At 55.0% G+C, this 24,011-nt stretch carries 23 protein-coding genes; 14 read left to right on the forward strand and 9 right to left on the reverse strand.

Features of this window, described 5'->3' with window-relative positions; genetic code table 11:
• Positions 1-25: 25 nt before the first annotated feature.
• The 7 genes from AC6I9Z_RS05940 to AC6I9Z_RS05970 all read right to left on the reverse strand — a co-directional run bounded on the left by AC6I9Z_RS05940 (position 26) and on the right by AC6I9Z_RS05970 (position 9,214).
• Positions 26-388 carry a hypothetical protein gene (locus tag AC6I9Z_RS05940; RefSeq protein ID WP_461454271.1) on the reverse strand — a complete coding sequence of 121 codons (363 nt, stop codon included), beginning with the start codon at positions 386-388 and terminating at the stop codon, positions 26-28.
• Complete coding sequence (locus AC6I9Z_RS05945; RefSeq protein WP_461454273.1) at positions 385-1,641, reverse strand: class I SAM-dependent methyltransferase; 1,257 nt, start codon at positions 1,639-1,641, stop codon at positions 385-387. The genes AC6I9Z_RS05940 and AC6I9Z_RS05945 overlap by 4 nt, the downstream gene beginning before the upstream one ends.
• Entirely contained in the window at positions 1,638-2,693 is a 1,056-nt protein-coding gene (locus AC6I9Z_RS05950; RefSeq protein WP_461454275.1) for a nitrilase-related carbon-nitrogen hydrolase, read from the reverse strand. The genes AC6I9Z_RS05945 and AC6I9Z_RS05950 overlap by 4 nt, the downstream gene beginning before the upstream one ends.
• 145 nt (positions 2,694-2,838) lie before the next feature.
• Complete coding sequence (locus AC6I9Z_RS05955) at positions 2,839-4,350, reverse strand: FAD-binding oxidoreductase (RefSeq protein WP_497811275.1); 1,512 nt, start codon at positions 4,348-4,350, stop codon at positions 2,839-2,841.
• Positions 4,350-5,642 carry an MFS transporter gene (locus AC6I9Z_RS05960; protein ID WP_461454279.1) on the reverse strand — a complete coding sequence of 431 codons (1,293 nt, stop codon included), beginning with the start codon at positions 5,640-5,642 and terminating at the stop codon, positions 4,350-4,352. The genes AC6I9Z_RS05955 and AC6I9Z_RS05960 overlap by 1 nt, the downstream gene beginning before the upstream one ends.
• A 130-nt stretch (positions 5,643-5,772) precedes the next feature.
• Positions 5,773-8,073: a TonB-dependent receptor gene (locus tag AC6I9Z_RS05965; RefSeq protein ID WP_461454281.1), complete on the reverse strand. Its 2,301-nt coding sequence runs from the start codon at positions 8,071-8,073 to the stop codon at positions 5,773-5,775.
• Between the two features lie 151 nt (positions 8,074-8,224).
• On the reverse strand, positions 8,225-9,214 hold the full coding sequence (locus AC6I9Z_RS05970) for a LysR family transcriptional regulator (protein WP_461454283.1): 990 nt from the start codon (positions 9,212-9,214) through the stop codon (positions 8,225-8,227).
• Between the two features lie 115 nt (positions 9,215-9,329).
• On the opposite strand from AC6I9Z_RS05970, the gene AC6I9Z_RS05975 reads away from it, so the two are divergent.
• Together AC6I9Z_RS05975 and AC6I9Z_RS05980 are read left to right on the forward strand one after the other, a co-directional pair.
• The gene (locus AC6I9Z_RS05975; RefSeq protein WP_461454285.1) at positions 9,330-9,800 is read left to right on the forward strand and encodes a hypothetical protein; all 471 of its coding nucleotides are present in this window, start codon (positions 9,330-9,332) and stop codon (positions 9,798-9,800) included.
• Between the two features lie 90 nt (positions 9,801-9,890).
• The gene (locus AC6I9Z_RS05980; protein ID WP_109355235.1) at positions 9,891-10,577 is read left to right on the forward strand and encodes a hypothetical protein; all 687 of its coding nucleotides are present in this window, start codon (positions 9,891-9,893) and stop codon (positions 10,575-10,577) included.
• A gap of 60 nt (positions 10,578-10,637) precedes the next feature.
• On the opposite strand, the gene AC6I9Z_RS05985 is transcribed toward AC6I9Z_RS05980, so the two are convergent.
• On the reverse strand, positions 10,638-11,546 hold the full coding sequence (locus tag AC6I9Z_RS05985) for a DUF1838 family protein (RefSeq protein ID WP_461454287.1): 909 nt from the start codon (positions 11,544-11,546) through the stop codon (positions 10,638-10,640).
• Between the two features lie 124 nt (positions 11,547-11,670).
• Between AC6I9Z_RS05985 and AC6I9Z_RS05990 the strand changes: the two genes are divergently transcribed.
• Genes AC6I9Z_RS05990 through AC6I9Z_RS06010 form a run of 5 tightly spaced genes read left to right on the forward strand, consistent with a single transcriptional unit; the run spans position 11,671 to position 16,546 of the window.
• Positions 11,671-12,483, forward strand: coding sequence for an HpcH/HpaI aldolase/citrate lyase family protein (locus tag AC6I9Z_RS05990; protein ID WP_461454289.1), 813 nt, complete (start codon positions 11,671-11,673; stop codon positions 12,481-12,483).
• Between the two features lie 39 nt (positions 12,484-12,522).
• Entirely contained in the window at positions 12,523-13,032 is a 510-nt protein-coding gene (locus AC6I9Z_RS05995) for a MaoC family dehydratase (RefSeq protein WP_109355237.1), read from the forward strand.
• Positions 13,033-13,081: 49 nt separating this feature from the next.
• Entirely contained in the window at positions 13,082-14,260 is a 1,179-nt protein-coding gene (locus AC6I9Z_RS06000) for an acyl-CoA dehydrogenase family protein (RefSeq protein WP_461454291.1), read from the forward strand.
• Entirely contained in the window at positions 14,257-15,450 is a 1,194-nt protein-coding gene (locus AC6I9Z_RS06005; protein WP_461454293.1) for a CaiB/BaiF CoA transferase family protein, read from the forward strand. The genes AC6I9Z_RS06000 and AC6I9Z_RS06005 overlap by 4 nt, the downstream gene beginning before the upstream one ends.
• A gap of 7 nt (positions 15,451-15,457) precedes the next feature.
• Positions 15,458-16,546, forward strand: a complete 1,089-nt coding sequence (locus AC6I9Z_RS06010) for a CaiB/BaiF CoA transferase family protein (protein ID WP_461454295.1) — start codon at positions 15,458-15,460, stop codon at positions 16,544-16,546.
• A gap of 8 nt (positions 16,547-16,554) precedes the next feature.
• Here the strand turns inward: AC6I9Z_RS06010 and AC6I9Z_RS06015 are convergent, their stop codons facing one another.
• Entirely contained in the window at positions 16,555-17,316 is a 762-nt protein-coding gene (locus tag AC6I9Z_RS06015) for a GntR family transcriptional regulator (protein WP_461454297.1), read from the reverse strand.
• Between the two features lie 44 nt (positions 17,317-17,360).
• Here AC6I9Z_RS06015 and AC6I9Z_RS06020 point away from each other — a divergent pair, with 44 nt between their 5' ends.
• From AC6I9Z_RS06020 to AC6I9Z_RS06050, 7 genes are read left to right on the forward strand one after another with little or no spacing between them, the layout of a single operon-like run.
• A complete protein-coding gene (locus AC6I9Z_RS06020) occupies positions 17,361-18,602 on the forward strand; it encodes an MmgE/PrpD family protein (protein ID WP_461454299.1) in 1,242 nt (413 codons plus the stop codon).
• The gene (locus tag AC6I9Z_RS06025) at positions 18,599-19,906 is read left to right on the forward strand and encodes an MmgE/PrpD family protein (RefSeq protein WP_461454301.1); all 1,308 of its coding nucleotides are present in this window, start codon (positions 18,599-18,601) and stop codon (positions 19,904-19,906) included. Before AC6I9Z_RS06020 ends, AC6I9Z_RS06025 begins: the two co-directional genes overlap by 4 nt.
• On the forward strand, positions 19,903-21,264 hold the full coding sequence (locus AC6I9Z_RS06030) for a phenylacetate--CoA ligase family protein (protein ID WP_461454303.1): 1,362 nt from the start codon (positions 19,903-19,905) through the stop codon (positions 21,262-21,264). The genes AC6I9Z_RS06025 and AC6I9Z_RS06030 overlap by 4 nt, the downstream gene beginning before the upstream one ends.
• Complete coding sequence (locus tag AC6I9Z_RS06035; protein WP_461454305.1) at positions 21,261-22,454, forward strand: amidase; 1,194 nt, start codon at positions 21,261-21,263, stop codon at positions 22,452-22,454. The genes AC6I9Z_RS06030 and AC6I9Z_RS06035 overlap by 4 nt, the downstream gene beginning before the upstream one ends.
• Positions 22,455-22,467: 13 nt before the next feature.
• On the forward strand, positions 22,468-22,773 hold the full coding sequence (locus AC6I9Z_RS06040; protein WP_229955636.1) for a RedY/HapK family protein: 306 nt from the start codon (positions 22,468-22,470) through the stop codon (positions 22,771-22,773).
• On the forward strand, positions 22,773-23,576 hold the full coding sequence (locus tag AC6I9Z_RS06045) for an SDR family NAD(P)-dependent oxidoreductase (protein ID WP_461454307.1): 804 nt from the start codon (positions 22,773-22,775) through the stop codon (positions 23,574-23,576). Before AC6I9Z_RS06040 ends, AC6I9Z_RS06045 begins: the two co-directional genes overlap by 1 nt.
• A complete protein-coding gene (locus AC6I9Z_RS06050) occupies positions 23,576-23,995 on the forward strand; it encodes a GFA family protein (protein ID WP_461454309.1) in 420 nt (139 codons plus the stop codon). Before AC6I9Z_RS06045 ends, AC6I9Z_RS06050 begins: the two co-directional genes overlap by 1 nt.
• The last annotated feature ends 16 nt before the right edge of the window (positions 23,996-24,011 follow it).

A 24,011-nucleotide genomic window follows, 5' to 3' on the forward strand; every position in this document is an offset into this window, starting at 1 on the left:
TTCATTCTCGTGATAAGAGATGCTGTTAGATTTCCTTCAGCTCCTTGCTGACCTCTTCCACAGGCGGTTCGGCGTGCTGCAATTCCTCGACCATCTGATGCGGCCCGCGCATCACCCGGTAGATATATTCACGGATCATCGCACCGCGCTCATAGGCCGCCTCTTTGTCGGGCGTGTAGCTTTCGATGTCATCGCGGCTGATCGTCCCCTTGGCGTCGAGCAGGCGTTCGACCGTATCCATACGTTCACGCAGTACAGACACTTCGCCGACAACTGCCATCAGGATGGACAGCATCCGTTCGTCCTCGGGATCGTCAAAATATTCCGGGCGCTTGCCTTTGGCTTTTTTATTGGCCGCGGCCATCCAGTCGAAAACTTGTTCGGTCATTCTGCGGCCTCCTGCATCTGGTCGGCATTTTTCCAGGCACCATAAGCATGCCAGAAGGCGGCCCGGCCATGGTCCTCGTCCTCGCCAGTTGGTGCTTCGGGGAAAATCTCCCGATCAACAACGGCGCGGACCCCGGTTTCGAACAGCTCATCGCGATCAAAGCCGGCTTTGACCATTTCGTCTTTCATATCCAGCGCATGCATGGAGGACCAGAAAGGTTCATTATTGTTGAACGCATCCCAGTCGCGCAAAAACTGCTCAAACAACGGCATGGCATCGGAATATTCTGGCTGTTCGAGATGCAGCATCAAACCATTGTCGGCGAGGACACGGTAGCCCTCGGCGATGATCTTGGGCAAAGCCTTGCCGCTGGTTTCATGCAAGAACATCGTGGTTTGGACCCAGTCAAACATGCCGTCATCCCAGCGGGAGAGATCTTCGGCATTGGCCTGAATAAACTTGATATTGGTCGCGCCGAGCGATTGCGCGCGGGCATGGGCATAGCGCAAAATTGGGGCCGCCGTGTCGATCGCGATAAATTCACAATCTGGAAAAGCCAGCGCCAGCGGGACGATATTGTGGCCAACGGTGGTGCCGATATCGAGCACCCGGCGGGGTTCCCAGCCAGGGCGCTCTTTCTTGATCCAATCGACCAGCGCCTGTCCACCGCCGTCGGTCAGAGCGCCCAGACCGCCCCCGGTCGTCGCAAAAATCCCGCAGTCATAATTGGCTCCAGCCGATACATCTCCGGGCAATTCTTCGCCATGATAGCTGCCCGGCATGCAATGAATGTCCACGGCCGACTGATAGCGCGGTACTGCGATTTCCGGGTTCAGTTCCAGCGTGCTTTTAACACCCTGGGCTCCCTCATTATATTGCCGGGCCTTGGCGTTCAGCTCATCAATCTGGCGTAGCACAATGGCACGACCATTTTGCTGGCGCATCTCCATCGAGTTGCGTTTTAGCGCGGACCAGAATTTGTGGAACGGGTCCTTGTTCATTGCATGGCGAATCTCGAAACGATCCTGCGGTTCCCGGCCATGTTCTTTCAAAAAAGCCGGCAGGACGCGCTTGTCATAAGCCAGCTTGTTGCCGGGGCTTAACGTGCTCGCCATGAACTTGTTGAAATTGGCGAGGAAATCAAACCGCGCGATTTCGTCGTGGGACGGCTGCGGAGATACGCCATGCCGGGCCACTGCGTTATAGGGTGGTGCGACGTCCAGTTTCTGGTCGTTCGGGACTGTTTTGCTCATATCAAGCCCTCCTTTATCATGCGCTCTATTGTTTCTTCCTGAGTGCGCAGGAAATAATCGCGGTCCGGGGTCTTCACTTCATTGACCTCGATCAAACCATCGGCTTTTTGTACGGACAAATTACCATAAGTGGCGGCAAAAAGCTCCAGGCGCTGGCGCGCCAGGAAATTTGTCATTGCCGGCTTGCGGCGGGCGGCCCTTAGTGCACCCAAATCGATATCCGCAAAGGCAGTGAAAGTCTCACCGCTGTTCGACTCGGCCATTACCCGGCCCTTGTAATCCACCACCATGCTGTTGCCGTCGGCGGAGGCCAGCGGCAGGGTCGTATTTTCTATGCCTGCCGTATTGGCCGAGACGACATAGGCCATATTTTCCTGCGCCCGCGCCCGCTTGCCAATATCTTTGGGCGTGTCGAGCGGGGAGCCGATTTCCGAAGAACTGTGTACGAAAACTTCCGCCCCACGCAGCGCATGGGCGCGGGCTATTTCGGGATAGAGTATCTCTTCCGAGGCGATTGCGGCGAGGTTGCCGATCTCGGTTCTCGCCACCGGGAACACACCATCGAGGCCATAGATATCAAGATATTTGGTCCAGACATCATGCGGCGTCGGCGCGAACATGGAATTGAGTCTGCGATAACGCAGCACCACGTCTCCCGACGGTGCGACGACGAAACTGCTCTGGAAATAGATGCCGGGAAAATTGGCATCCACTTCATAGGCATTGCCGGCGATGAACATTTTCAAACGCTGCGCCATTGCACCCAGCGCCTCATATTCCGGGCCATCCACTTCCAGCGCAGCTTTGTCGGCAAAATCGGGGATGGAAATGCGCCCCGGATAGCTGGTCAGCAGATATTCGGGCAGCACCGCCAGCTTGACCGGACTGCCGCCATATTGCTGAATGAAAATCGTCGCCGAGCGAATCTTGGTCTCTATCTCGCCGATCATCGCCAGCATTTGCGCGCGAGCAGACGCCTTGTCCGGCGTCCTTTCAATCGAACGGGCAGCCAGTTGCATCGCGACGGCGGCGTAATTTTTCGTTTCGGTCATAATGCTATCTTTATCATATTTTCCGGTCGAGGCTAAAACAGGTGTTGTGACGGTGGCGCAAAGTGCCGCGGCCATCATCTGTCTGCGGTCAAAGTCCATCTCGTTCTATAGGCCGAGCGAACCCGGATTCATAAGCCCCTTTGGATCAACGGTTTTTTTTCAAATCTTGCAGCACGCCATCGGCGGCCGGGTCAAGGCTGTCGCGGTAGCGATAGGTTCTCCCGATCTGCAAATGCGCCGCGCCCTGATCATGGAACAGGTCGACAAGCGCCTGTTTCAGTTTCTGGGTCAGCTCCCACGCTTCGCTGTTGCTTTCCAATGTCGGCAGCTTTGCGAAATGTGAAGATTCTATAGTTGCCTGATGGACCGGGTTCGACGCATCCGGCCAGTAGAGGCAAGGCTCGATAATCGCGCCGGAACCGCTCACTGCTGATACCAGAATGCCGGTGAAGATGCCGTGCCGGTCCATCTCTTCGCTATGATCTTCGAACAACCTCAGGATCGCATCGTAACAGGCAACCGCCCGGCTATGCGGCAGCAAACCGTGAACCGGTGCCCAGCGTTCGCCTTGCGGGCCGAGCATGCTGTTGAGCGGCCCGAACGGATTGGCGCGAATGATCTTGGGAATGGTGTTCTCGGTCTCGGTCGCACCATTATCCAAAGCCATTTTTCGTGCCCGTTCCAGGTCATCATCCGCCGCCGCCTGAATACGCGCCTCGGTCAGTACATGGAGCGAGAATTTCGCCTCGTCCATAAAGTCGCGGCCCGCGGCAACAACCTTTGCCCCTTCTTTGATCGCGCCCCAGACACTGCCCTGTTTCTTCATCATCTGACCTAATGCCTTGGCGTCGCTGCCAAGGCTGTCGCGTTGCATGCGAATGGCGTTCAGACTGGGGTCAAAGCCGAAACATTCGGTCGAAACACCGGAACGTTCGATGGCGCCCATCGCCGAGAGAATGTCCTCGTGCTTTTCGAAGGTGAAGCTGGCATAGCCATGAGCCTCAGCTTCAGGGATCAAGCGCAGCGTAATCGTTGCTTTCATACCAAGTGCGCCGGTGTCGGCCAGGAAAAGCCCGGTCAGGTCGGGACCATAAGGCCGAGTGAAATCCGCACCGGTTTTCAGGATCGTGCCATCCGCGAGCACAACTTCCATGGCGATACAGCTTTGTGCCGCGGTGCCATAGCGACCGGAACCCCAGAACAGGCAGTTCTGGCTCATCCCGCCACCAATCGATGCCTTCAGCCCGGAAAGGGTTCCCCAGAACGGCGTGCGTAAACCTTTCGGTGCAAGCGTTTCATATAATTTCGCCCAGGTGCAGCCCGCCTCGACCGTGACCGTCATATCGGTCTCGTTAATCTCCAGTATCCGGTCCATCGCAGCGAGGTCGAATAATACAGCGCCAGCCTTCTGTGTTGTATAACCGCCGGTATAGCTCATCCCGCCGCCGCGTGGGACGACCGGGATATTCTGAGCCGTGGTGGCAGCAATTGCTGCCGACAGTTCATTCTTGTCTTTGGGCCGGACCACCGCCAGCAGATCCGCACCGCGTTGATAGACATCATGGGCATAGAAGTTGAGCGTTTCTGAATCGGTCAGGACTTCGGCGCCTGTATCGGCAATAAATTCTATGGCTGTGGGATTGGCTTTCGTGGCCATCAGCTTGGCTCCGTGGCTAGTTTTTCTGTGGGGGAAGGATCAGTTTCAGGGAAGTTCTCCGGATAGCGGCCGAGGAACAGCAGTAGGCCGCCGCCAATTACGAAGGCAAAAATCGCAACGCTCAAGATCGGATCATAGCTACCCATATTGTCGCGTACGCTGGCGTAGATGATCGGTGACAGGGCCGAGAAAAAACCGAAGGGCATATAAAGCATGCCATAGATTTTACCATAATTGGCCATGCCGAAATAGCGCCCGGTGAGATAGGCGATCAGATCGCTTTCTGCGCCTGCCGCGAAGCCCAGGAGGAAGCCGGCAATAGCGGCCATCGTAAAGGTAATGCTGTCGCCGAGCAGGACGTAGCAGGAGATGGCTGGCAAGCAGAGCAACGGAAAGGCAACAAAGCCCTGCCAGAACCGATCGAGCAGGGCGCCGGTAATGATCCGGCCCGACAATATGCCGATGCCCAAAACCCCCATCACGGATGCTGCCGTTTGGGCGTCCAGACCGCGGTCACCAAGCATTGTCGGCAGATTGATGAACGCGCCGCCAAAGGCCGTGGCTATCACCGCAATAGACAACCAGATCAGCCAGAAACGATAGTCTTTCAATGCTACACGCAATGTGACGCCGGTCAGGTTGCCACTATCGCTCAAAATTGCCTTGGGTCGTTCTTCCGGTCGCGGTTCGCGGAACAGGAAATAGCCGAGCGGTAAAGCGACAAACAGGGGCAGGGCCGCGACAATGGCAAACATCGCCCGCCAGCCATAGTTTTCGATGCCCCAAACCGCGAGCTTGGGAACGGTGATAGCGGCAAGACTGGTGCCCAGCAGCAATATACCCAGCGCAAGTCCACGATTTTTGTAGAACCACAGATTGATTGCGCGGCTCCAGCTGACCGGCGTCGAACCAATGCCGATCAAGCCGACAAGTACCCACAAGGCATAATAGATATAGAGGGTCGATGTGACCTGTGCCGTCGGGGTCAATGAAATAGCTGCGAAAGACAGGCCAAAGGCTAGCAGCGAGTAAAGAGCAACTTTGCGAACGCCATATTTATCCGCTAGCGATCCGAAAAACGGCGCAAGTAAAGACGCGATAATGCCGAAAATCGTTATCGGAAAGAGTATCTGGGTCCTGGTCCAGCCAAATTCTTCAATTAGCGGTTCGACCGTGAAGCCGATGACGTTGAAGGGTATTGGCGATGCCCCACAGGCGACACCGAGGACGCCGGCAAGCAAGACCTTCCAGCCCATGGCAAATTCGCTACTGCTTGTTTCGTTGTCAGTCATGCACCCTCGGCGATTCTAAAATTTGTCCGGACATATTTTGTATAGCGTGATTTGTCCTTTACGCCAGAAAAAGCCGCAAAAAGAAAGCGGGCCATTGCTGACCCGCCTCCTTCCTTGTGTCTTGATCGTCCTAGTTGACACGGCCACCAAATTTATAGGTGGCTCTTATCGTCCAACGTCCTGGCTGGTTGAAATAGGTGTCCTGGTTGCCGAAAGAGGCCACCAGATACCGGTTGTTGAAGCAGTTGGAACATTCGACAGCGAGGTTCAGCTGATCTCCAAAGGGCTTGAAGTCGATGCCAGCGTTTACGAGAACATAGCCATCTGCCGGGCCAACGCCGCGGGTTGATACTTCCTGATCCGATACCATACGAATGCTGCCGCGCGGGCTGATCATCGCATCACCGATTTCGATATCATAGGATCCGCCCAGCGTTACTTGAGCATCCGGACTGCGTTTAGGTTCGATCAGTTCGCAATTCACATCAAAAACCGACACGGTTCCATTCGGCGGAACACAAGCGGCTATATCGGCCTCACTGGCTTCATATCGGGCATCCATGATACCCAGCGCCGCGTAGAGATTCAGATTCCGAACCGGACTAATAAACGCTTCCACCTCAAGGCCGGTATTGAGCAACTTACCCGCGTTACCGATGGCAAATACGCCTTGGGCAATGGCCGTGTTGACCTGCAGGTCTTTGGCCTCGAGATAGAAGGCGGTCGCAGCTATGGAGAAGTCACGACCGAAATTCAGCCTTGTGCCAGCTTCATAAGACCAGACTTTCTCCGATCCAAAGGGTTGCAGTCCGGACGCCGTATTGACACGAGCGTTCCAGCCGCCGGAGCGGAAACCACGGGTGGCAGAAGCGTAGAACATCAAATCATCATCGGGCTCAAACTGCAGAGCAAAGCGCGGTGTCCAAACTTTCTCGCGCTGGTCGATGGGAATGCCGAGCGCAATCATGTTTGCCGTAGTCAGGTCTGTAATATCACCGATCGGGCGATTATCCGAAATGCGAAAGTCCTTTTTCTCATCCGTGTAACGCACACCGGCTGTGGCGGTAATCTGGTCGGAGAGCGCGAAATCGCCTTGGATATAGCCAGCGATATTTTCCGTATCATTGCTGATTATCCGATCGCGTGATGGTGTCGGCCCGGCAAAATAGGCGGCAAAGTCACTGCGGTTCTCTTCTTTCAAATAGAACAAGCCAGCTGTCAGGTTGAGGAAATCGTCAAACAGCGAACCGTTATATTTGAGTTCAGCCGAATATTGTTTGAAATCGCCAATATTGTCGATGATGAAAATATCGTCCAGCGCCGGATTGGCAGGTGATGGAAACTGCATGAACGCATCAAATTGCGGTAATGGGAAATTTACCAGAAAGTCATTTTCAACCTTGCGATAGCCCATGATCAACGAAATGGATCCATTGTCCATTTGATATGTAAGATTGGATGACGTGTTATAGGATTTGGTCAGGCTGCCATAATCCGCCTTGGACACGGCGCCCGGGAAAACGGCATCCAGCCCCAGGGGGAGGATGGAGGTTGATACCAGATCAACATCACCATAGTTGCCAGATGTTCTGATTGGCCCGGTGGCAGCGTCGGTATCCAGATTGACATCCCGGCCGGTAATGTTCGTTCCGCTATCGCGAATATAGTCGCCAACGACATACCAGTTGAGATCGTCCGTCAGGTCGATGTCAATGGCGATGCGGCCGCCATAAGCGTTGCGGTCATTGATATTGCGGTCGAGGGCCGTGTTTTCCAGCCAGCCATTATCATCAACATAGAATCCGCTGACAAGAAACCGGACACGTTCTGATAGCGGTAAATCAACAGAACCGCGCAACGTCACTTCATCGAACCGGCCATAGCTGGCCTCGGCAAAGCCGCCAAATTCTTCACCGGGCTTGCGCAGCACAACATTGATAGCGCCGCCGGTGGTGTTCTTGCCAAACAGGGTTCCCTGAGGGCCACGAAGAACTTCTGTTCGCTCAATATCGAACAGGGCGATATTATTGCCGTTCTGGCGCGCATAGAAAATCTCGTCGACATAGGTGCCTACGGCGGGGTCGAACGTCGGGAAGGATTCATCCTGACCTTGTCCGCGCAGGAAGTAGACATTGGCACTTCCCAGCGAAGTGTTGTTGCTGCCGACAAGGTTGGGAAGGGTATCGACGAGATCGATGGTTTTCTTCACCGCCAAAGTATCGAGCTGCTTTGGGGTAAAAGCGGAAATCGCGATCGGAACATCCTGGATGCTTTGCTCACGACGCTGGGCGGTCACGATGATGACGTTATCGCTGGTTTCAGCTGCATCTGATTGATCGCCGTCATTTGCATGGGCGGGCGCGCCGGCCAAAGCTGTTAGCGTCAATCCAAAAATGGCAGTATTTCGATAGATTGCTTTGCGCGTTGTCATTTTCGTCTCCCTGGTTCCGGACATGAACAGAATGCTTGATGTGCATTCAAGTTGTCCAGACAAATTTTAGGAGTCTTGGCTAGTCTTCTTGATAGGGTTAGCGCTAACAACCAATAGTGCGTTATCTACAACCAAATGAACTATCGGAGGTCTATGGCTTTTCCGCCACAGTCATCCCGCGCAACTGATTGATGCCGACAATAGATCGGCAGGCGGCGACCAGTTCGTTTTTCAGGCTCTGGGCTGCCGGCTGCAGCAAGGAATTACGGCGAATCGCAAAATAGGCGGTACGGGCGACCGGAAACTCTGTCCCCTCAATGATATGATATTGGGCGCGTTCCTCTTCCGTTGCGAACAATTCCTTGGCGAGCAGCATGACCGCGTCGCTTTGCAACAGGGTTGATTTGGCGAGGATGACCGAATCCATATCGACATATTTGGCTGGTGGGGATAGGCTGGCAGCAAGAAACACGTTGCAGATACGCTGCCATTGCATCTGGAGCTGCATGGATACCAGCCATGTCTGTGAAGACAGATCCTCCAGCGTAATGTCGGTTTTTGATGCGAGCGGATGATCGCGCCGCATCATGATGACATCTCGATCCTCAAACATCTCCGTCGTGTCGATGGCGTTGTCGATTTCGAGATCGGAGGGCGGGGCGCTGGCGACAAATTCAACCTCCCCGCGCAGCAGCTTCTCGTAGAGCGTTTTGGTGTCGCCTGAGGTGATGCTCAGCGTCACGCCTGGCTGTTTCTCACTGAAACGATTGATCACCATCGGGGCAATGCGGGTGAGGAATGACCAGCCGAGGCCGATGCGTACATAGCCACGATCCGCACCGCGCATGGCACTGATTTCTGCAGCTGCGAGCCGGCTTTCGGCGGTAATGACTTTGGCGCGGCGGGCCAGCGCATGGCCGAACTGTGTGGGTTCAGCGCCAAACGCGCCCCGTTCGAACAGCCGCACACTGAGTGTCTCTTCCAGCTTCGCTACGCTTTTGGAAACGGCCTGCTGGCTGACATCATTATTGCTGGCGGCGCGGGAAAAACTGCCTGTGTCATAGACGGACAGAAAATGCTGCAATTTCTGCGGATCCATCGATGGCTTGATGAAGCGTTGGCGCAAGTCGGGTTCGGTCATCAATATTCCTCTCCAGATATGATACAATCAATGGCTGTGCAAAAGCCAATGATGGTTGTTAGCAGGCGAGTATCACGTCGCCTAACGAATGCAAAATCTTAAGCAACAGGGGCGGATGACCGTGACAGCGCAGACCAAGGCGATACTGACCGATCTCATGCCAGGTATGATGAAGCATGAAGGCGTTTGGACAGGTATTTACCGTCATGTCGACACGGAAAATCAACTGGTCGATCGGCACAAGGCGCGCGTCGAATGCATTTTTCCGCATGACGGCCCCTACGCCTATATCCAGAAAAACCTGTTCCGGTGGGATGATGGCCGCGAATATCGATCGACCCTCAACGGTGTGTTGCGCGATGGCAAGTTGTGGTGGGACAATGATAGTTTCGATGGTTGCGGATGGGAAACTGACTTTGGACTCGTCCTGCTCAACCTGAACCGCAAGGATGATCCTGGTGCGAATTTCTATGAGATTATCTGCCTCGGCGACGATGGCAACTACCGGGCGCGGACGTGGCACTGGTTCAAGGACGGACAATTGTTCAAGCGAACCCTGTGCGACGAACACCGGGTCATGGACTAACCAATCTGTTGGGATTTCCGGATGGGCATTGCAATTTGTCCGGACATATATGATCATGAGATGATCAGGTAACAGACAGGGGCCGGTGCGATGATAGAACTTTTCAACTTTTCCTTTTATCAGCTGCTGGTCTTTGTCCACATCCTGCTGTTTGTCCTGTGGCTCGGTGCTGATGTCGGCGTCTTCATGCTCGGCCAGCATTTTCGCAAGCGGGAGAAATATGATCTGCCGCAGCGTTTGATTCTGCTGCAACTGCTCGTCAATCTTGACATGACGCCGCGCACCGCCTGGGCCTTGATGGTGCCACTTACGATAACGATGGTCGATGCCGGGGGCTGGTGGGACGTGCCGGTCTGGGGTGTGGCACTCTCCTGGGTCGTCGGGGCTGTCTGGCTGTGGCTGGTCTGGGATGCGCATATCCATGACCAGACCGAGCGCGCTGCACGGGATCGGAAAATCGAGTTTGTACTGAAAATCGGCCTAACCGCTTTTTACCTTGGCCTGGGCACTCTTTCGTTGGTGCAAGGCGAGCCGCTTATGCCGGTATGGCTCGCGACCAAGGCGCTCATGTTCGGCCTGATTTTCGCTGCAGCCATCATGATCGATGTTGCATTCAAGCCAGTTGGCCCACAGCTTGGCAAACTGATTGCGGAAGGATCATCGGATGAAACCGAAATTCCGTTGCGTAAGACAATGGACACCACTCGCATCTGGGTCTGGATCGTCTATCTGTTGCTGCTCGCCACGGCGTTTCTCGGCAATATCAAGCCATTTTAGGGCAAAAAAAGAGGCCGACCATATTGGCCGACCCCCAGGGAGAAACTCTGACGCGAAGCGTTATTTCTTGTCCGCTTCGGCTGCCCGCTCCGCATCAATCATTTTCTTGAACACGGTCCAGGTCGTTTCATTCTTGCGCGGATCATCGCCAGGAGGCGGTGCGGTATATTCTGGATAGTTAAGGGCAATCTCATCCTTGATCACATCCGGCAGTTCATCATAGCTTTTCAGCTTCGCGCCCATTGCGTTAAAGACCATCTGTCCTTGCCGTCCGCGCATTTTCATCCATGGCATCCAGTCTGAAATCCGGACCCAGCTGATCGACGGATAGGCGGTTGGGTTTTTGGTATCGAGAATTTCGTCTGCGAGCATCGTGAAGTCGAAAATCTCCATTGCGTGATATTTATTGCCAACATAATCCTGATAATTGCCCGCCAAAACATTGTGGTAGAAGAGCGGTACTTCGATCGGCATGAACATCCAGTTGCCCTGCTGCCGGATATTGGGAAGCGTGTAAGGCGTGCCATCGGCGCGATATGGGTAGTTGGGACGGCTGTTAACCGGATCATTGGCGATTTGCATGACCTTGACGGTCTCTCCCGTCCAGGGATTATCCCATGTGCGCAGTACCTCGTTGGTCTTGGGATCAAGATAGAACATGACTTCGCGGCTGACCTGCCGGTAACCGACACCACGTTTGGGGTCTTCAATCCGCACACATTGCCGGATATTCATGCCTTCGCCATTATAAAGATGCCGATCAGGTTCACCCTGTACGCGGGAATAGACTTTTCCCGACCAGTGATAAACAGCCGGTACGCCATCAGCGGTCCCGCATTGTGTTCGCTTCATGATCTCCAAGGCATCTTCCGGTTTTTCCGGGTCAAGCATCCGCGCTGCAGAAGGGCTGGCCAAAGCAAAAGATGCCATCATCGTCGCCAGAGCTGTTTGCCTAAAAAATCGATTCATTTCACGCTTCTCCCTAAAAATCATGTCGAGTGATCATGCAATTAATTTCACTTTCTGGTTGACTTTATATTTGTCCGGACAAATTGTGAAGAGGTAATATTGATCGAACATGATAATGGACCCTATGACCGGTTTTACCAACTTCCTTTTTGTGCCTGCCAATCGACCCGAACGCTTTGAAAAAGCAGCGAATAGCGGTGCAGATCTGATTTGTATCGACCTTGAGGATTCGGTCCCTGCAGATCAAAAAGACAGCGCCCGCGAATCTGTCTTGGATGGCCTGAAAACGCTCGACCGGTCAAAAACCGCGGTGCGAATCAATGGTATAAAGACTGCGTCGGGTCTGGCCGATCTGCTTGCGCTATCGGCCGCTGATCATCTTCCCTCCCTGCTTTTCCTGCCGATGGTGGAAAGTGCTGCCGAGGTTGAAATTGCCCATTGTATCTTGGGCGACCGGGTTGATGGTCTGGTGCCGCTGATCGAAACGGTCAAAGGCTTGCGTGCTGGCGACGAGATTGCCGCCAGCGCTGGCGTTACTGGCATGATGTTTGGTGGCGGAGATTTTTCTGCGGAGCTTGGAACGAAACTGGAATGGGAGCCGCTTCTGGCAGCACGCGGTGCGTTTATCCTCTGCTGCGCTTCGGCGGCGATCGCCGCGATTGATGTTCCCTATATCGATATGGGAAATGAGGCCGGGCTGGAAGAAGAATCCGCCAGGGCAAAAGCAATGGGCTTTCATGCAAAGGCTGCAATCCATCCAAAACAGATTGCTGCCATTGCCAAGGCGATGAAACCGACGGAGGCTGAAGTGGCCGAAGCGATAGACGCAATAAATGCATTTGATGCAGCAGGCGGCAAAGCGATTAGCCATAATGGGCGTATGCTGGAGGCTCCGGTTATGCAACGATACAGGCATATCGCGGCAGCAGCCGGATAAAACAGAAGAACAGAATGTTTAATCAACAAGGACAAATATATGCGTGATGGAGTTATAGAAGTCAGCCCGGGCCGTTTCCGCGAAACATTCGGACGCTATTTTGAAGATTTTGAAGTCGGTCATATTTACGAGCATCGTCCCGGCCGGACAATCACCGATACCGACAATGTGCACTTCACCTTGCTGACGATGAACACGCATCCTGCGCATTTCGACTATGAATTTGCCAAGAAAACGGAATTTGAAAAGCCGCTGGTCTGCTCTCCGCTTACCGTTGCGTTGATGGTCGGGATGAGCGTTTCGGATACCAGCCAGAAAGCGGTGGCCAATCTTGGTTGGGACAAGATCCGCCTGACCCATCCGCTATTTCCTGGCGATACACTTTATGCAGAGAGCGAAGTGCTGGAAAAGCGCGAATCTTCGTCTCGTCCTGAACAGGGCATTGTGACGATCAAGACGATTGGCAAAAACCAAGACGATAAAGTCGTGTGCACATTTGAACGCACCATGCTGATCTGGAAGCGCGGCTTTGGCGGCGCAGACGACTAGAAAAAAGGGGGAGGGGACCCCAGTTTTAAGACACTCAGGAGCGACAATAATGGCAACGGCAATTGATAATGCACAGCATATGATTGATCCGGAAGAAGAACAGGCTTTCATGGATGCAATCCAGAAATGGATCGACCGGTCTGTAAAGCCCGTGGTCATGGAACATGACCATGAGGATAAATGGCCGGAGCAATTGGTTGGCGAAATGGCCGATATGGGCCTGTTCGGCGCAACCATCGGCGAGGAATATGGCGGCCTCGGCCTCCCGGCAACCAGCTATGCGAAGATCGTTGCCGAAATCGCTTCGCACTGGATGGCGATTACCGGAATTTTCAATTCTCACCTGATCATGGCCTGTGCGGTTGAGCGTTTTGGTACGGCAGAGCAGAAAGCCAAATGGCTGCCCAAATTTGCGAGCGGCGAAATTCGCGGCGGGCTGGCCTTGACCGAGCCCAATGCTGGCACGGACTTGCAGGCGATCCGCACCACGGCGATCCGCGACGGCGATGAATATGTCATCAACGGGACCAAGACCTGGATATCCAACGGGATTAACGGAAGCTGCTTCGCGCTGCTCGTTAAAACCAACCCCAAGGCTGACCCGCGTTATAAGGGTATGAGCCTGATGATCGCACCGAAGGGTGAGGGCTTTACGGTTGGCAAGAAATTCAAAAAACTGGGTTATAACAGCATCGATAGCGCGGAACTGGTATTTGATAATTATCGGATCCCGGCAGAAAATCTGATTGGCGGTGTTGAAGGGCAAGGATTTTTTCAGGCCACCGGCGGTCTGGAACTGGGCCGCATCAACGTCGCGGCGCGGGGCGTTGGCCTGGCTGAGGGTTCGCTCCGGCTGGCGACCGAATATGCGCAGCTGCGCGAAACCATGGGCAAGCCAATATCTGAACATCAGGCGATCCAGTTGAAACTGGGTGAAATGGTGACCCGTGCAAGAGCAGCACGCCTGCTGACCCTCGATGCGGCGGAAGCTTATGACCGAGGGGAGCGTTGTGATCTTGAAGCGGGCATGGCGAAATATTTCGCCTCCGAAGCTGCGGTGCGTAATTCGGAAGAATCCATGCGCGTCCATGGCGGCTATGCCTATTCCAAGGAATATGAAATTGAGCGCTATTATCGCGATTCTTTGCTTATGTGTATTGGTGAGGGGACTAACGAGATGCAGCGGATGATTATTTCCAAACAATGGGTCAAGAGGAACCCTGCGTGAGCGTTAAGCAGCCGCTAAAGGGCTTTCGTGTCCTGTCCGCTGAGCAATATGGGGCGGGCCCATATGGCACGATGTTCCTCGCGCAGATGGGTGCGGATGTTATCAAAATCGAACCGCCTAAAGGCGGTGACACAGCGCGCCATGTCGGGCCGCATTGGCTGCGCGAACAGGAAAGTCTCTATTTTCAGAGCTTCAACCTGAACAAGCGCTCGCTGACCCTCGATCTGCGCACCGAAGAAGGACAGCAGGTGCTTCATACACTCGCCAAAGACGCGCATGTCGTGGCGAATAATCTGCGCGGAGATGTACCGGACAAGGTCGGTCTCAACTATGATGCGTTGAAAGCGGTCAATCCGGCGATCGTTTGCGCTCATATCTCGGCTTATGGACGAGGTAATGAGCGGTCGAAATGGCCAGGCTATGATTATCTGATGCAGGCCGAGGCCGGTTTTTGTGCGCTGACCGGTGATCCTGACGGGCCGCCGGTGCGCTTTGGCCTGTCGATGGTTGATTTCATGACCGGCACAATGGCAGCCGTTGGTTTGCTTGCGGCCTTGCTGGATGCGCAGCGTTCCGGCGAAGGCTGTGATGTCGATGTCGACCTCTTGTCCGCCGCTGTTCACCAGACCAGCTATCCGGCGCTCTGGTATATGAATGAAGATGATGTCACAGGACGTGCGCCTTTTGGCGCGCACCCGTCCGCGACGCCGAGCCAGATGTTCAAGGCCGCCGATGGCTGGATGTTTGTCATGGCGCAGCTGCCAAAATTTTGGGCCATATTATGCGAACGTATTGGTCACGAGGAACTAACTACAGATCCGCGCTTTGATACGCCGGCCAATCGTCTGACCAATCGGGAAGCCCTGTCGGACGTTTTGAGCGAGATATTCGCGCCGCAACCGGTCGCGTACTGGCTCGACCTGCTTCAGGGTCTGATGCCGGTTGCGCCGGTCTATGACCTCGATCAGGCACTGGATAGCCCATGGCTCAAGACCATTGGCATGCGGGACACAGTCAGCCATCCCGACCGTGCGGACATGAATGTCTTGTCCAGCCCGATCAAGCTGAATGGCGAGCGATTGCCAAACCGGGCAGGGCCCCTGCTTGGGGCGGATAGTGATGCCGTGCTGGCCGAGGCGGGCTATGATGCTGATGCGATTGCTGATCTGCGCGCAAAGGGGATAGTCTGATACGCTTATGGCCAAACTAACCGGCATCAAGGTCGTTGACCTCTCGCTTTTTCTGCCGGGCCCGATGCTCAGTATGATGATGGCTGACCATGGCGCAGAGGTGATCAAGGTCGAACCCCCGACCGGTGATCCTGCACGGGAAATGGAACCGATGGAGGCGGGCCAGTCGGTCTGGTTCCGCAATCTCAATCGCGGCAAGCAGGCGATGGCGCTTGATCTGAAATCCGACAAAGGGCGGGCGCAGCTTTGGGAGTTGCTGGCCGATGCCGACGTGATGATCGAAGGCTTTCGGCCCGGCGTGATGAAAAGGCTGGGTTTTGACTATGACACTGTGTCAGAGCGTTTCCCGCGCATCATCTATTGCTCGATCTCCGCCTTTGGACAGGAAGGTGAAATGGCGCATCATCCGGCGCATGATTTGGCCGTGCAGGCCTTGTCAGGGTTTCTGTCGGTCAATGATGGTGCTGATGGCACACCCGTCGTGCCCGGCGTACCGTCGGCGGATATGGCCGCGGGCCTCAACGGATTATCGGCGGTATTGATGGCGTTGATCGGGCGCGATAGTTCAGGCGAGGGCGACTATATCGACATCGCGATGTTTGACTCGATGCTGCCCTGGAGCGCCCATATTGCGGGGTCTGCCATTGCTGGCGGCGAGTCGCCAAAATCCCAATCGCAACGGTCATTGGGCGGCGCGGCATTTTACAATGTCTATAAGACCGCAGATGAGCGGCATGTCGTCTTGGGCGCGCGTGAAGTCAAATTTGCGCGCAATCTTTTGACCGCGCTGGACCGGCTGGACCTGCTGCCACTTGCCGAAGCGGAGCCGGGTGACGGGCAAGCGCCACTGGTTGCGTTCTTGCGGGAAACTTTCGCGACCAAAACGCGCGATCAGTGGGTTGAGTGGTTTGCTGACAAGGACGTCGCATTCTCCCCTGTTTTGGATTTCCGCGAAGCACTGGATCAGGATTTTTTGCGCGAACGCGGCCTGCTGATCGAGGCGCATGGCAGCCATCAAATGGGGCCGTCTTTCCGCTTTGCATCGGAAACTGATTGGCAGGCGAAAGATGCACCGACCCTGGATGAACCGCAATGATGCGGGCTTTAGTCCACCTCGATATGCATCGAATAGGCAAAGCGTTCGCCGGGATGATAGCTCGCCGAAATTTCGAACATCCGGTCGCTTTCATCAAAATAGCAGCGCAGGATGCGCAGCACCGGATCACCCTTTTCCAGGCCAAGCTCCGAGAGAATGTCTTTGGTGCCCTTGATAGCCTGAATATCCTGCGTCACACGGGCGACACTGACTTCGCCGAGTGTTTCAATCTGCCCAAACAAGGTGGTAGCATTGACGTCAATTTGCGCTACCGCATCGGCCAGCTCGGGGTGAACCCAGGCCTCTGTCACCGCAATCGGCCGCTTGCGTCCCGGCTTCATCCGCTTGCCGCGAAAGGCAAACCAGTCGCCTTCGGCCTTAGCGCCAATTTGCTCGACAACATCTTTGGGAATGGCGCCCGCTTTTTTCTTTTCAAAAGCAATGGTGGTATCGCGCGCATATTGCAAAATCTCACCAACATTGCTGAGCGGCTGATGCAGCGCACCGGCGCGGGCCGTCGCCGGTTGAACAACCGTGCCGGAACCCCGCTTGCGCGTAATCAGGCCCTCGGCGGTGAGTTTCCGCAAAGCTTCTCGGACCGTAAAGCGGCTGACATCATATTTTTTGCACAGGACAGATTCGGTCGGAAAATCACCGGGATCAGGATAGTCACCGCGCAATACCGCTTCACGCAATTCGTCGGCCAGTTCCAGATAGCGCGGTTTTTTCTTGGACGAGCTTTTGGATTTAGCGGGTGCTTTCGCGGCCAATTTTTCTCTCCCGGACATGGGGTCGTCTTAGGACGGGTGCCGCTATGACGCAAGAGAGCCTGACCGAGAAATTGGCGACTCATTTGATGCGCCCTGTTGATGAGGCGACCCGGCAACGGGCGCGGCTGCATTTGCTCGACTGGTTGGGCTGTGTGGCCGGTGCGCGGCAGAGTGACATTCTGAAACTGAACCAGAATATCGACGATGAAGTGTCAACTTTTGTGGCAATGCTCGGCAATGTCCTGGAGATGGACGATATTCACCGTTCTTCGATCCTACATCCCGGCCCGGTCATCTGGTCTACTTTGATGGTAGGGCAAGACTATCTAATGGAGGAAGTGCTGAATGCCGCCGTTCGGGGCTACGAGGCGGTGATTGCAGTCGGTGCAACTTTTGATGATAAACACTATGCTTATTATCATAATACATCGACCGCAGGGCAGTTTGGCGCTGCTGCGGCAGTAGCTGATTTATATGGTGGCGATAAAAAAACTCTGGTTTCTGCTATGGGCTTGGCTGGTTCGACGACCGGTGGCTTATGGCAGATGCGAAATGAAACATCTGATACGAAGCAATGGCATATTGAGCGATCTATGGCTGCGGGGGGCAGTGCCGGTTTTTATGCAGCCCATGGCTTAACTGGTCCTCGCTTCATCCTCGAAGGCCCACAGGGCCTATACGCCGCCACCTGCAAAAAACCCAAACCGATGACCTTCCCAGATCAATGGCGGATTCATGAAGTCAGCTTCAAGCCATGGGGTGCCTGCCGTCATGCCCATCCGGCTATTGATGCAGCGTTGGAACTCAAGGCCAAGCAGGGGTCGCTTGACGGAGATATCCATGTCGAAACCTATGCCGATGCTATCAGCTTTTGTGACCGCCCCGATCCGCAAAGCGTCATCGATGCGAAATTTTCGCTTCAGCATGCTGTGGCTGTGGTAGCCGAACGCGGTGTGCCGCAACTGGTGGATTTTGAACCCGATGCCATCGCAGCTCTGACCGATGCTCGGTCCCGTGTCACGGTTTCGGAAGCCAGCGATATAACCGCCCGCTATCCCGAACATTATGGTGCACGGGTTACATGTGGCGGAGAAAGTGTGGAGCTGACCGACACGCTAGGTGACCCCGAACGACCATTGCCGAAAGAGGGCATTATCGACAAAGCGCGGGCGCTCATTGCCTGGGGCGGGCTAGACGAGAAAGAGGCGGATCGGGCGATTGATCTGGCGCTAAACGGCGATGATCCAACCGCGATCCATGAGATGCTATCAGAGTGGCTGTCATGAGCGCGACCCAGCAAATTCTTGATTTCGCTACTGCCGAACACACCCTGCCTGAAAGACCGAGAGCGGCTGCACTCCGGTTGCTGGGCGACACACTGGCTGGCGGCGCAGCTGGCGCATCGTCAGGGGAAGCGCAAGTCCTGCTGGCCGCTGTCCGCGCTTGGGGCGCCGGGGATGAAGCGCGGTTGCTTGGACTCACAGATCGACTGCCGGCCCCATCGGCCGCGTGGTTTAACGGCTTTGCGATCCACTGTCTGGAATGGGACGCCGTGCATGAACCCGCGGTTGTGCATGCCATGTCGGTCGTGACGGCGGCCTTGCTCGCTAGCGCGGATCGGGTCGGTGGATGCGAAGCTGAGCATTTTTTAACCGCTTTGGCAGTCGGTGTGGATATCGCCAGCGGTATCGGTGTGGCGGCGACTGGCGCCATGCAGTTTTTCCGTCCGGCGACCGCTGGCATTATCGGTGCGGCCCTGGCCGTGGCACGACTGCAGGGCGTGCCAGCCGACAAATTTGCCGATGTCATGGGGTTGGCCTACTCCCAAGCCGCAGGCACCATGCAGGCCCATGTCGAGGCGTCTATTGCACTGCCCTTACAGATCGCCAACGCTTCCCGCGCGGCAGTCACCGCGGTTGATCTGGCGATGGCCGGTATGGATGGTCCGCATGATCCGCTTGAGGGACCATTTGGCTATTTCAAGCTTTTCGAACCGGGTGATCTGACGCGCTATACCGATAGCATTGGTAGCGGCTGGCTGATTGAGGAAGTCAGCATAAAACCCTTTCCATCCGGTCGGGCCAGTCATGGGATACTGGGCGCTATTGATGATATGATCCGTGACGGATCGCTCGATCCGACGATGGTAGAGTCGGTTGATGTGGCTGCACCGCCATTGATCCACCGATTGGTCGGGCGTGCTTACAAATCTGACATTACGCCCAGCTATGCGCGGCTTTGCCTGCCGTTTCTGGTGCCGCTCATGCTGCGTGACCAGATCATCGATCCGGGTTGTTTCCATGAGCAGGAATTTGCCAATCCCGATCTTGTTAAGCTTGGCAAGCAAGTGACCGTGCGTATCGACGATAACCCTGATCATAATGCCCTGGCACCGCAAAAGCTCAGCATTGTGCTCTCAGATGGCAGCACCATCGAACGCACGATCACAGATAATCTCGGCAGCCCGACGGCGCCTATGTCGGCAGCTCAAACACAATCCAAACGCGATCTCGCCCATTCGCTCGCGAGTAAAAATTGCGACCCCAGAATATTTGATGACCCTCTAGCTTATGCCACGGAGCCCCGATGACTTTTCCGACCTATTTCGAAGCCTTTGATGCCAAACAGATGCTCGCCGACTATCCCGTCGGTGATGCTTTCACTGCGCGCTATACTGGCATGTCTCGTGACGAGCTTTTTGCGATTCAAAACAAACAGTTTTTGAAGCTGATGCAACGCGGGTGGGAGATTCCCTTTTATCAGCGCCTGTGGGGCAATAAGGGTATAGAAGCCGGCGACATAAAGGGCCTGGAAGATATCACCAAGCTGCCGGTTTATGACAAGAGCGATCTGATGGCCTCGGTCAACGACTATCCGCCTTACGGGGATTTTGACGGGCGCGGAGACACGCCAGTGGTGTTCCACACGACATCGGGAACAACCGGCCGTCCGCAACCGCTGATGTTTGGGCCAAAGGGGCGGGAGATCACTAATTTGCTGGTCGGCCGGATGTATCGTTGGATGGGTCTGGGGCGCGATGATGTGGTGCAGTCCGTCTATGGGCACGGCATGATCAATGGCGGGCATTATATTCGCGAGGCGGTGACGCATTTTACCAACGCCCTGTTCCTTAGCGCCGGGACTGGCATTGAAACCCGGTCGATCAATCAGGTCAATCTGATGGCGGATTTCAATGTCAGCTGCATGGTCGGCTTTGTCGATTATATCCGCAAGCTAGCTGATGTCGCTGCCGCAGAGGAACTGTTTGACCGGATCAATCTGAATATGATTATCGGTCATCTGGGGACCGAAGATCGCGCCTCGACCGAAGCGGCCTGGCAGGGGGCCAAGGCCTATGACTGGTATGGTGTCGGCGATACCGGCAGCATTGCGGGCGAAGGCCCCGAACGTGACGGCATGTATGTATGGGAAGATGCACAATATCTGGAATTGCTTGATGTCGATAGCGGTGCGCCCGTGGCGGCTGGTGAGACTGGAGACATGGTCGTGACCTGCCTGTTCAAGGACGATATCGCGCCCTGTATCCGGTTCAACACCCATGATATTACCGAGGAACGCACCGACAGCAACGCCACCGGTATGGTGTTCAAGCGGATTACCGGTTTCAAGGGGCGCAGCGACAATATGGTCAAACTGCGCGGTATCAACATATTCCCGCATGCCATTGGTGCCATCATCGAAGGACGCAATGACCTGACCGGTGAATATGTCTGCCGCGTCACGCGCGATGATACAGGGCGAGACGAGATGCATGTCACGCTGGAAAGCAAAGGCAGTAGCAGCCAAACGGAACTTGCGGAACTGTTGCGCAAGGGCATTGGTATTGAAGTCGGTGTGGCATTGGTTGATGCCGGAGGGACTGCAAAGGATACGCAAATTGATACGCGCCAGAAGCCTATTCGCCTGATTGATGAGCGAGCTTTGTGATCGACTGGGATGCCTTGGAAACGGCCAACAGGCCGCTAAACGCCTTTACCGATCTTGATCGGAACGCGACGGGTAGTGCCGGACCTCTGGCCGGGGTCACCATCGGTGTGAAGGGCAATATCGCGGTTAGAGGCATGCCCTGGACCGCCGGCTGCGAACTCTATCGTGATCGCGTTGCCAGCGAAGATGCTGCGGTGGTTGCAGCGCTTCGGGCAGCTGGCGGGACCATGATAGGAATGCTGAACATGGAGGAGGCCGCGCTGGGCGCGAAGACCGACAATCCATGGTTCGGCAAGACATATAATCCGCACAAGGACGGTTATACGCCCGGCGGTTCATCTGGCGGCAGCGGAGCCGCGGTTGCGGCTGGTCTATGCGATGTCGCTTTGGGCACGGACACAATGGGGTCCGTGCGGATACCGGCTGCTTATTGCGGGGTGTACGGATTTAAACCCGCACAATCGGCGATTAGTCAGGATGGTATGGAGCTGGCGGAACAATCGCTGGACTGCATCGGACCGCTGGCGCGAAATTTAGACCTGCTCGAAAAGGCCGCACGGGTCATTAGCGATTTCGGTGAGGACCAGGCCACGACCGGATCGCTGGCGACATTGGTTGAAACGGGTGTTGATTGCGAACTTGAGGTTATCGAAAATTTCAGAGATATCATGCGCTGGGCAGGGGAAACCATTGCTGTGGCTCAGCTGAAACATCCTTTGTCGCGCATTCGGTTTGCCGGGTTTATCAAAACAACGAAAGCCATGGCCACGCATTTTGCCGACGAAGATCAAAGCAAGCTTTCTGATGGTTTGAAAAAACTGCTCGCCTATGGGCCAAAACGCAGCGCCGCCGATTGGGATGAGGATCAGGCAATTCTCGAACAGACCTCTGAAACGATGCAGATTCTGGTTTCAAAACACGATTTTTGCATCTTGCCGACCGCCCCGCAAGGTGCCTTTCCGCATAGCGAAGATGCACCGGCCAATCAGGCTGATTATACCTGTCTTGCCAATATTGCAGACCTTCCCGCGATTACCATTCCGTCCGGTTCTAACGACAATGGCATGCCTTTGGGGCTCCAGATTTTAGCGCCAAAAGGATGCGAGGCGGATCTATTTGCTCTGGCGCGAAAGCTGGACGAGAAGTTACGCGGTTACCGTCGCCCCGAAACCTATTTGGAAATCACATAAGAGGAGAGAAGCCATGCGCATCATTGTATTGTTCAATCTGAAAGAAGGCGTTGATATTGCTGAATATGAAGAATGGGCGAAGACGCGTGACATTCCGACCGCCAGCGCGCTGAGTTCAGTCACTTCCTTCACCGTCCACAAGGCCACCGGCCTGTTCGGTTCGGATGATCCGTCGCCTTACGAATATTTCGAGATTATCGACATTACCGGCATGGATGAATTTGTCGCCGATGTGTCTGATCCCGAATTTCAGGCCATGGCCGCACCGTTTCAGGATTATGCCGATGGTCCACAATTCATACTGACAGAAGACCTCTGATGTCTGGCCGGTTTGCAGGAAAAACCATTGTCGTCACCGGTTCCGGCAAGGAAAAAGGGCTGGGGCAGGGCATATTGCAGCGCTTCGCCGATGAAGGCGCCAATTGTGTGGTTTCGGACCTCACAATCGGTGATCAGGAAGAAGGCGTGGCCGAAGAGTTGCGCGGGCGTGGTGCCAAAGTGGCGACCATCGCCTGTGATGTCAGTGACGCGGCGCAATGCCAGGCTCTGGTCAATCAAAGCGTGGAAGCCTTTGGTGCAGTCGATATTTTCGTCAACAATGCCGGTATCGGGTTTATGATGAAACCACTTCTGGAAGTCGATACAGCGAAGGAATGGAATCAAGTGCTTGCGGTCAATCTGTCAGGTGCCTTTTACTGCACGCAGGCTGCTGCCAAAGCGATGGTGGCCGCTGGTAATGGCGGACGGATTATCAATATCGCTTCGCAGGCCGCAAAAACCGGTTTCCCGCATTTACCCGCCTATGTCAGCTCCAAACATGGCATGGTAGGCCTTACTCGAGCGAGCGCTGTTGAACTCGGCGCACATGGCATAACGGTGAACGCAGTTTGCCCCAATCATGTAACGACCGGTCTGGGTGCCCAACAGAATGAATATTTTTCGAAACTACTCGGCTTTGACAGCGTAGAGGCCTATCTCGCCAATATGAGCAAGAGCAACCCGATGGGGCGGCCCGGCCTGCCATCAGACACGGCCGCTGCCTGTGCGTGGCTGGCGAGTGAGGATGCCTTTTATGTGACGGGAGAGGCGCTCAACGTCTCTGGCGGAGAGGAAATGCACTGATGCACTATGCCGGGGCCTGTCATTGCGGTGCACTCACGCTGGATTTTCGCAGCGAAAAATCGCCGGCGGAACTTGGCGCAAGAACTTGCCAATGTTCGTTTTGCCAAGCGCATGGTGCTTCATGGACATCCGATCCTGAAGGCAATGTCGATATCACATTGGACGGCCCGGTTTCCCGATACCGCTTCGGAACGAAAACCGCTGACTTTCTGGTCTGCGCCAACTGTGGTGTTGTCCCGGTAGTCGTCAGTGAAATTGAAGGACAGTTGCGCGGCGTGATCCGGGTCAACTGCCTAGAAGAAAGCGCGATCTTCCTTGCGCAGGCTGCCCCGATGGACCTCGATGGAGAAATATTGGATTCACGCCTGGACCGACGGGCGAAGGGCTGGACACCGGCCACGATCAAGGACAAAAACTGATATGCAGGAAGAACGA

Source organism: Parasphingorhabdus sp., assembly GCF_059726685.1.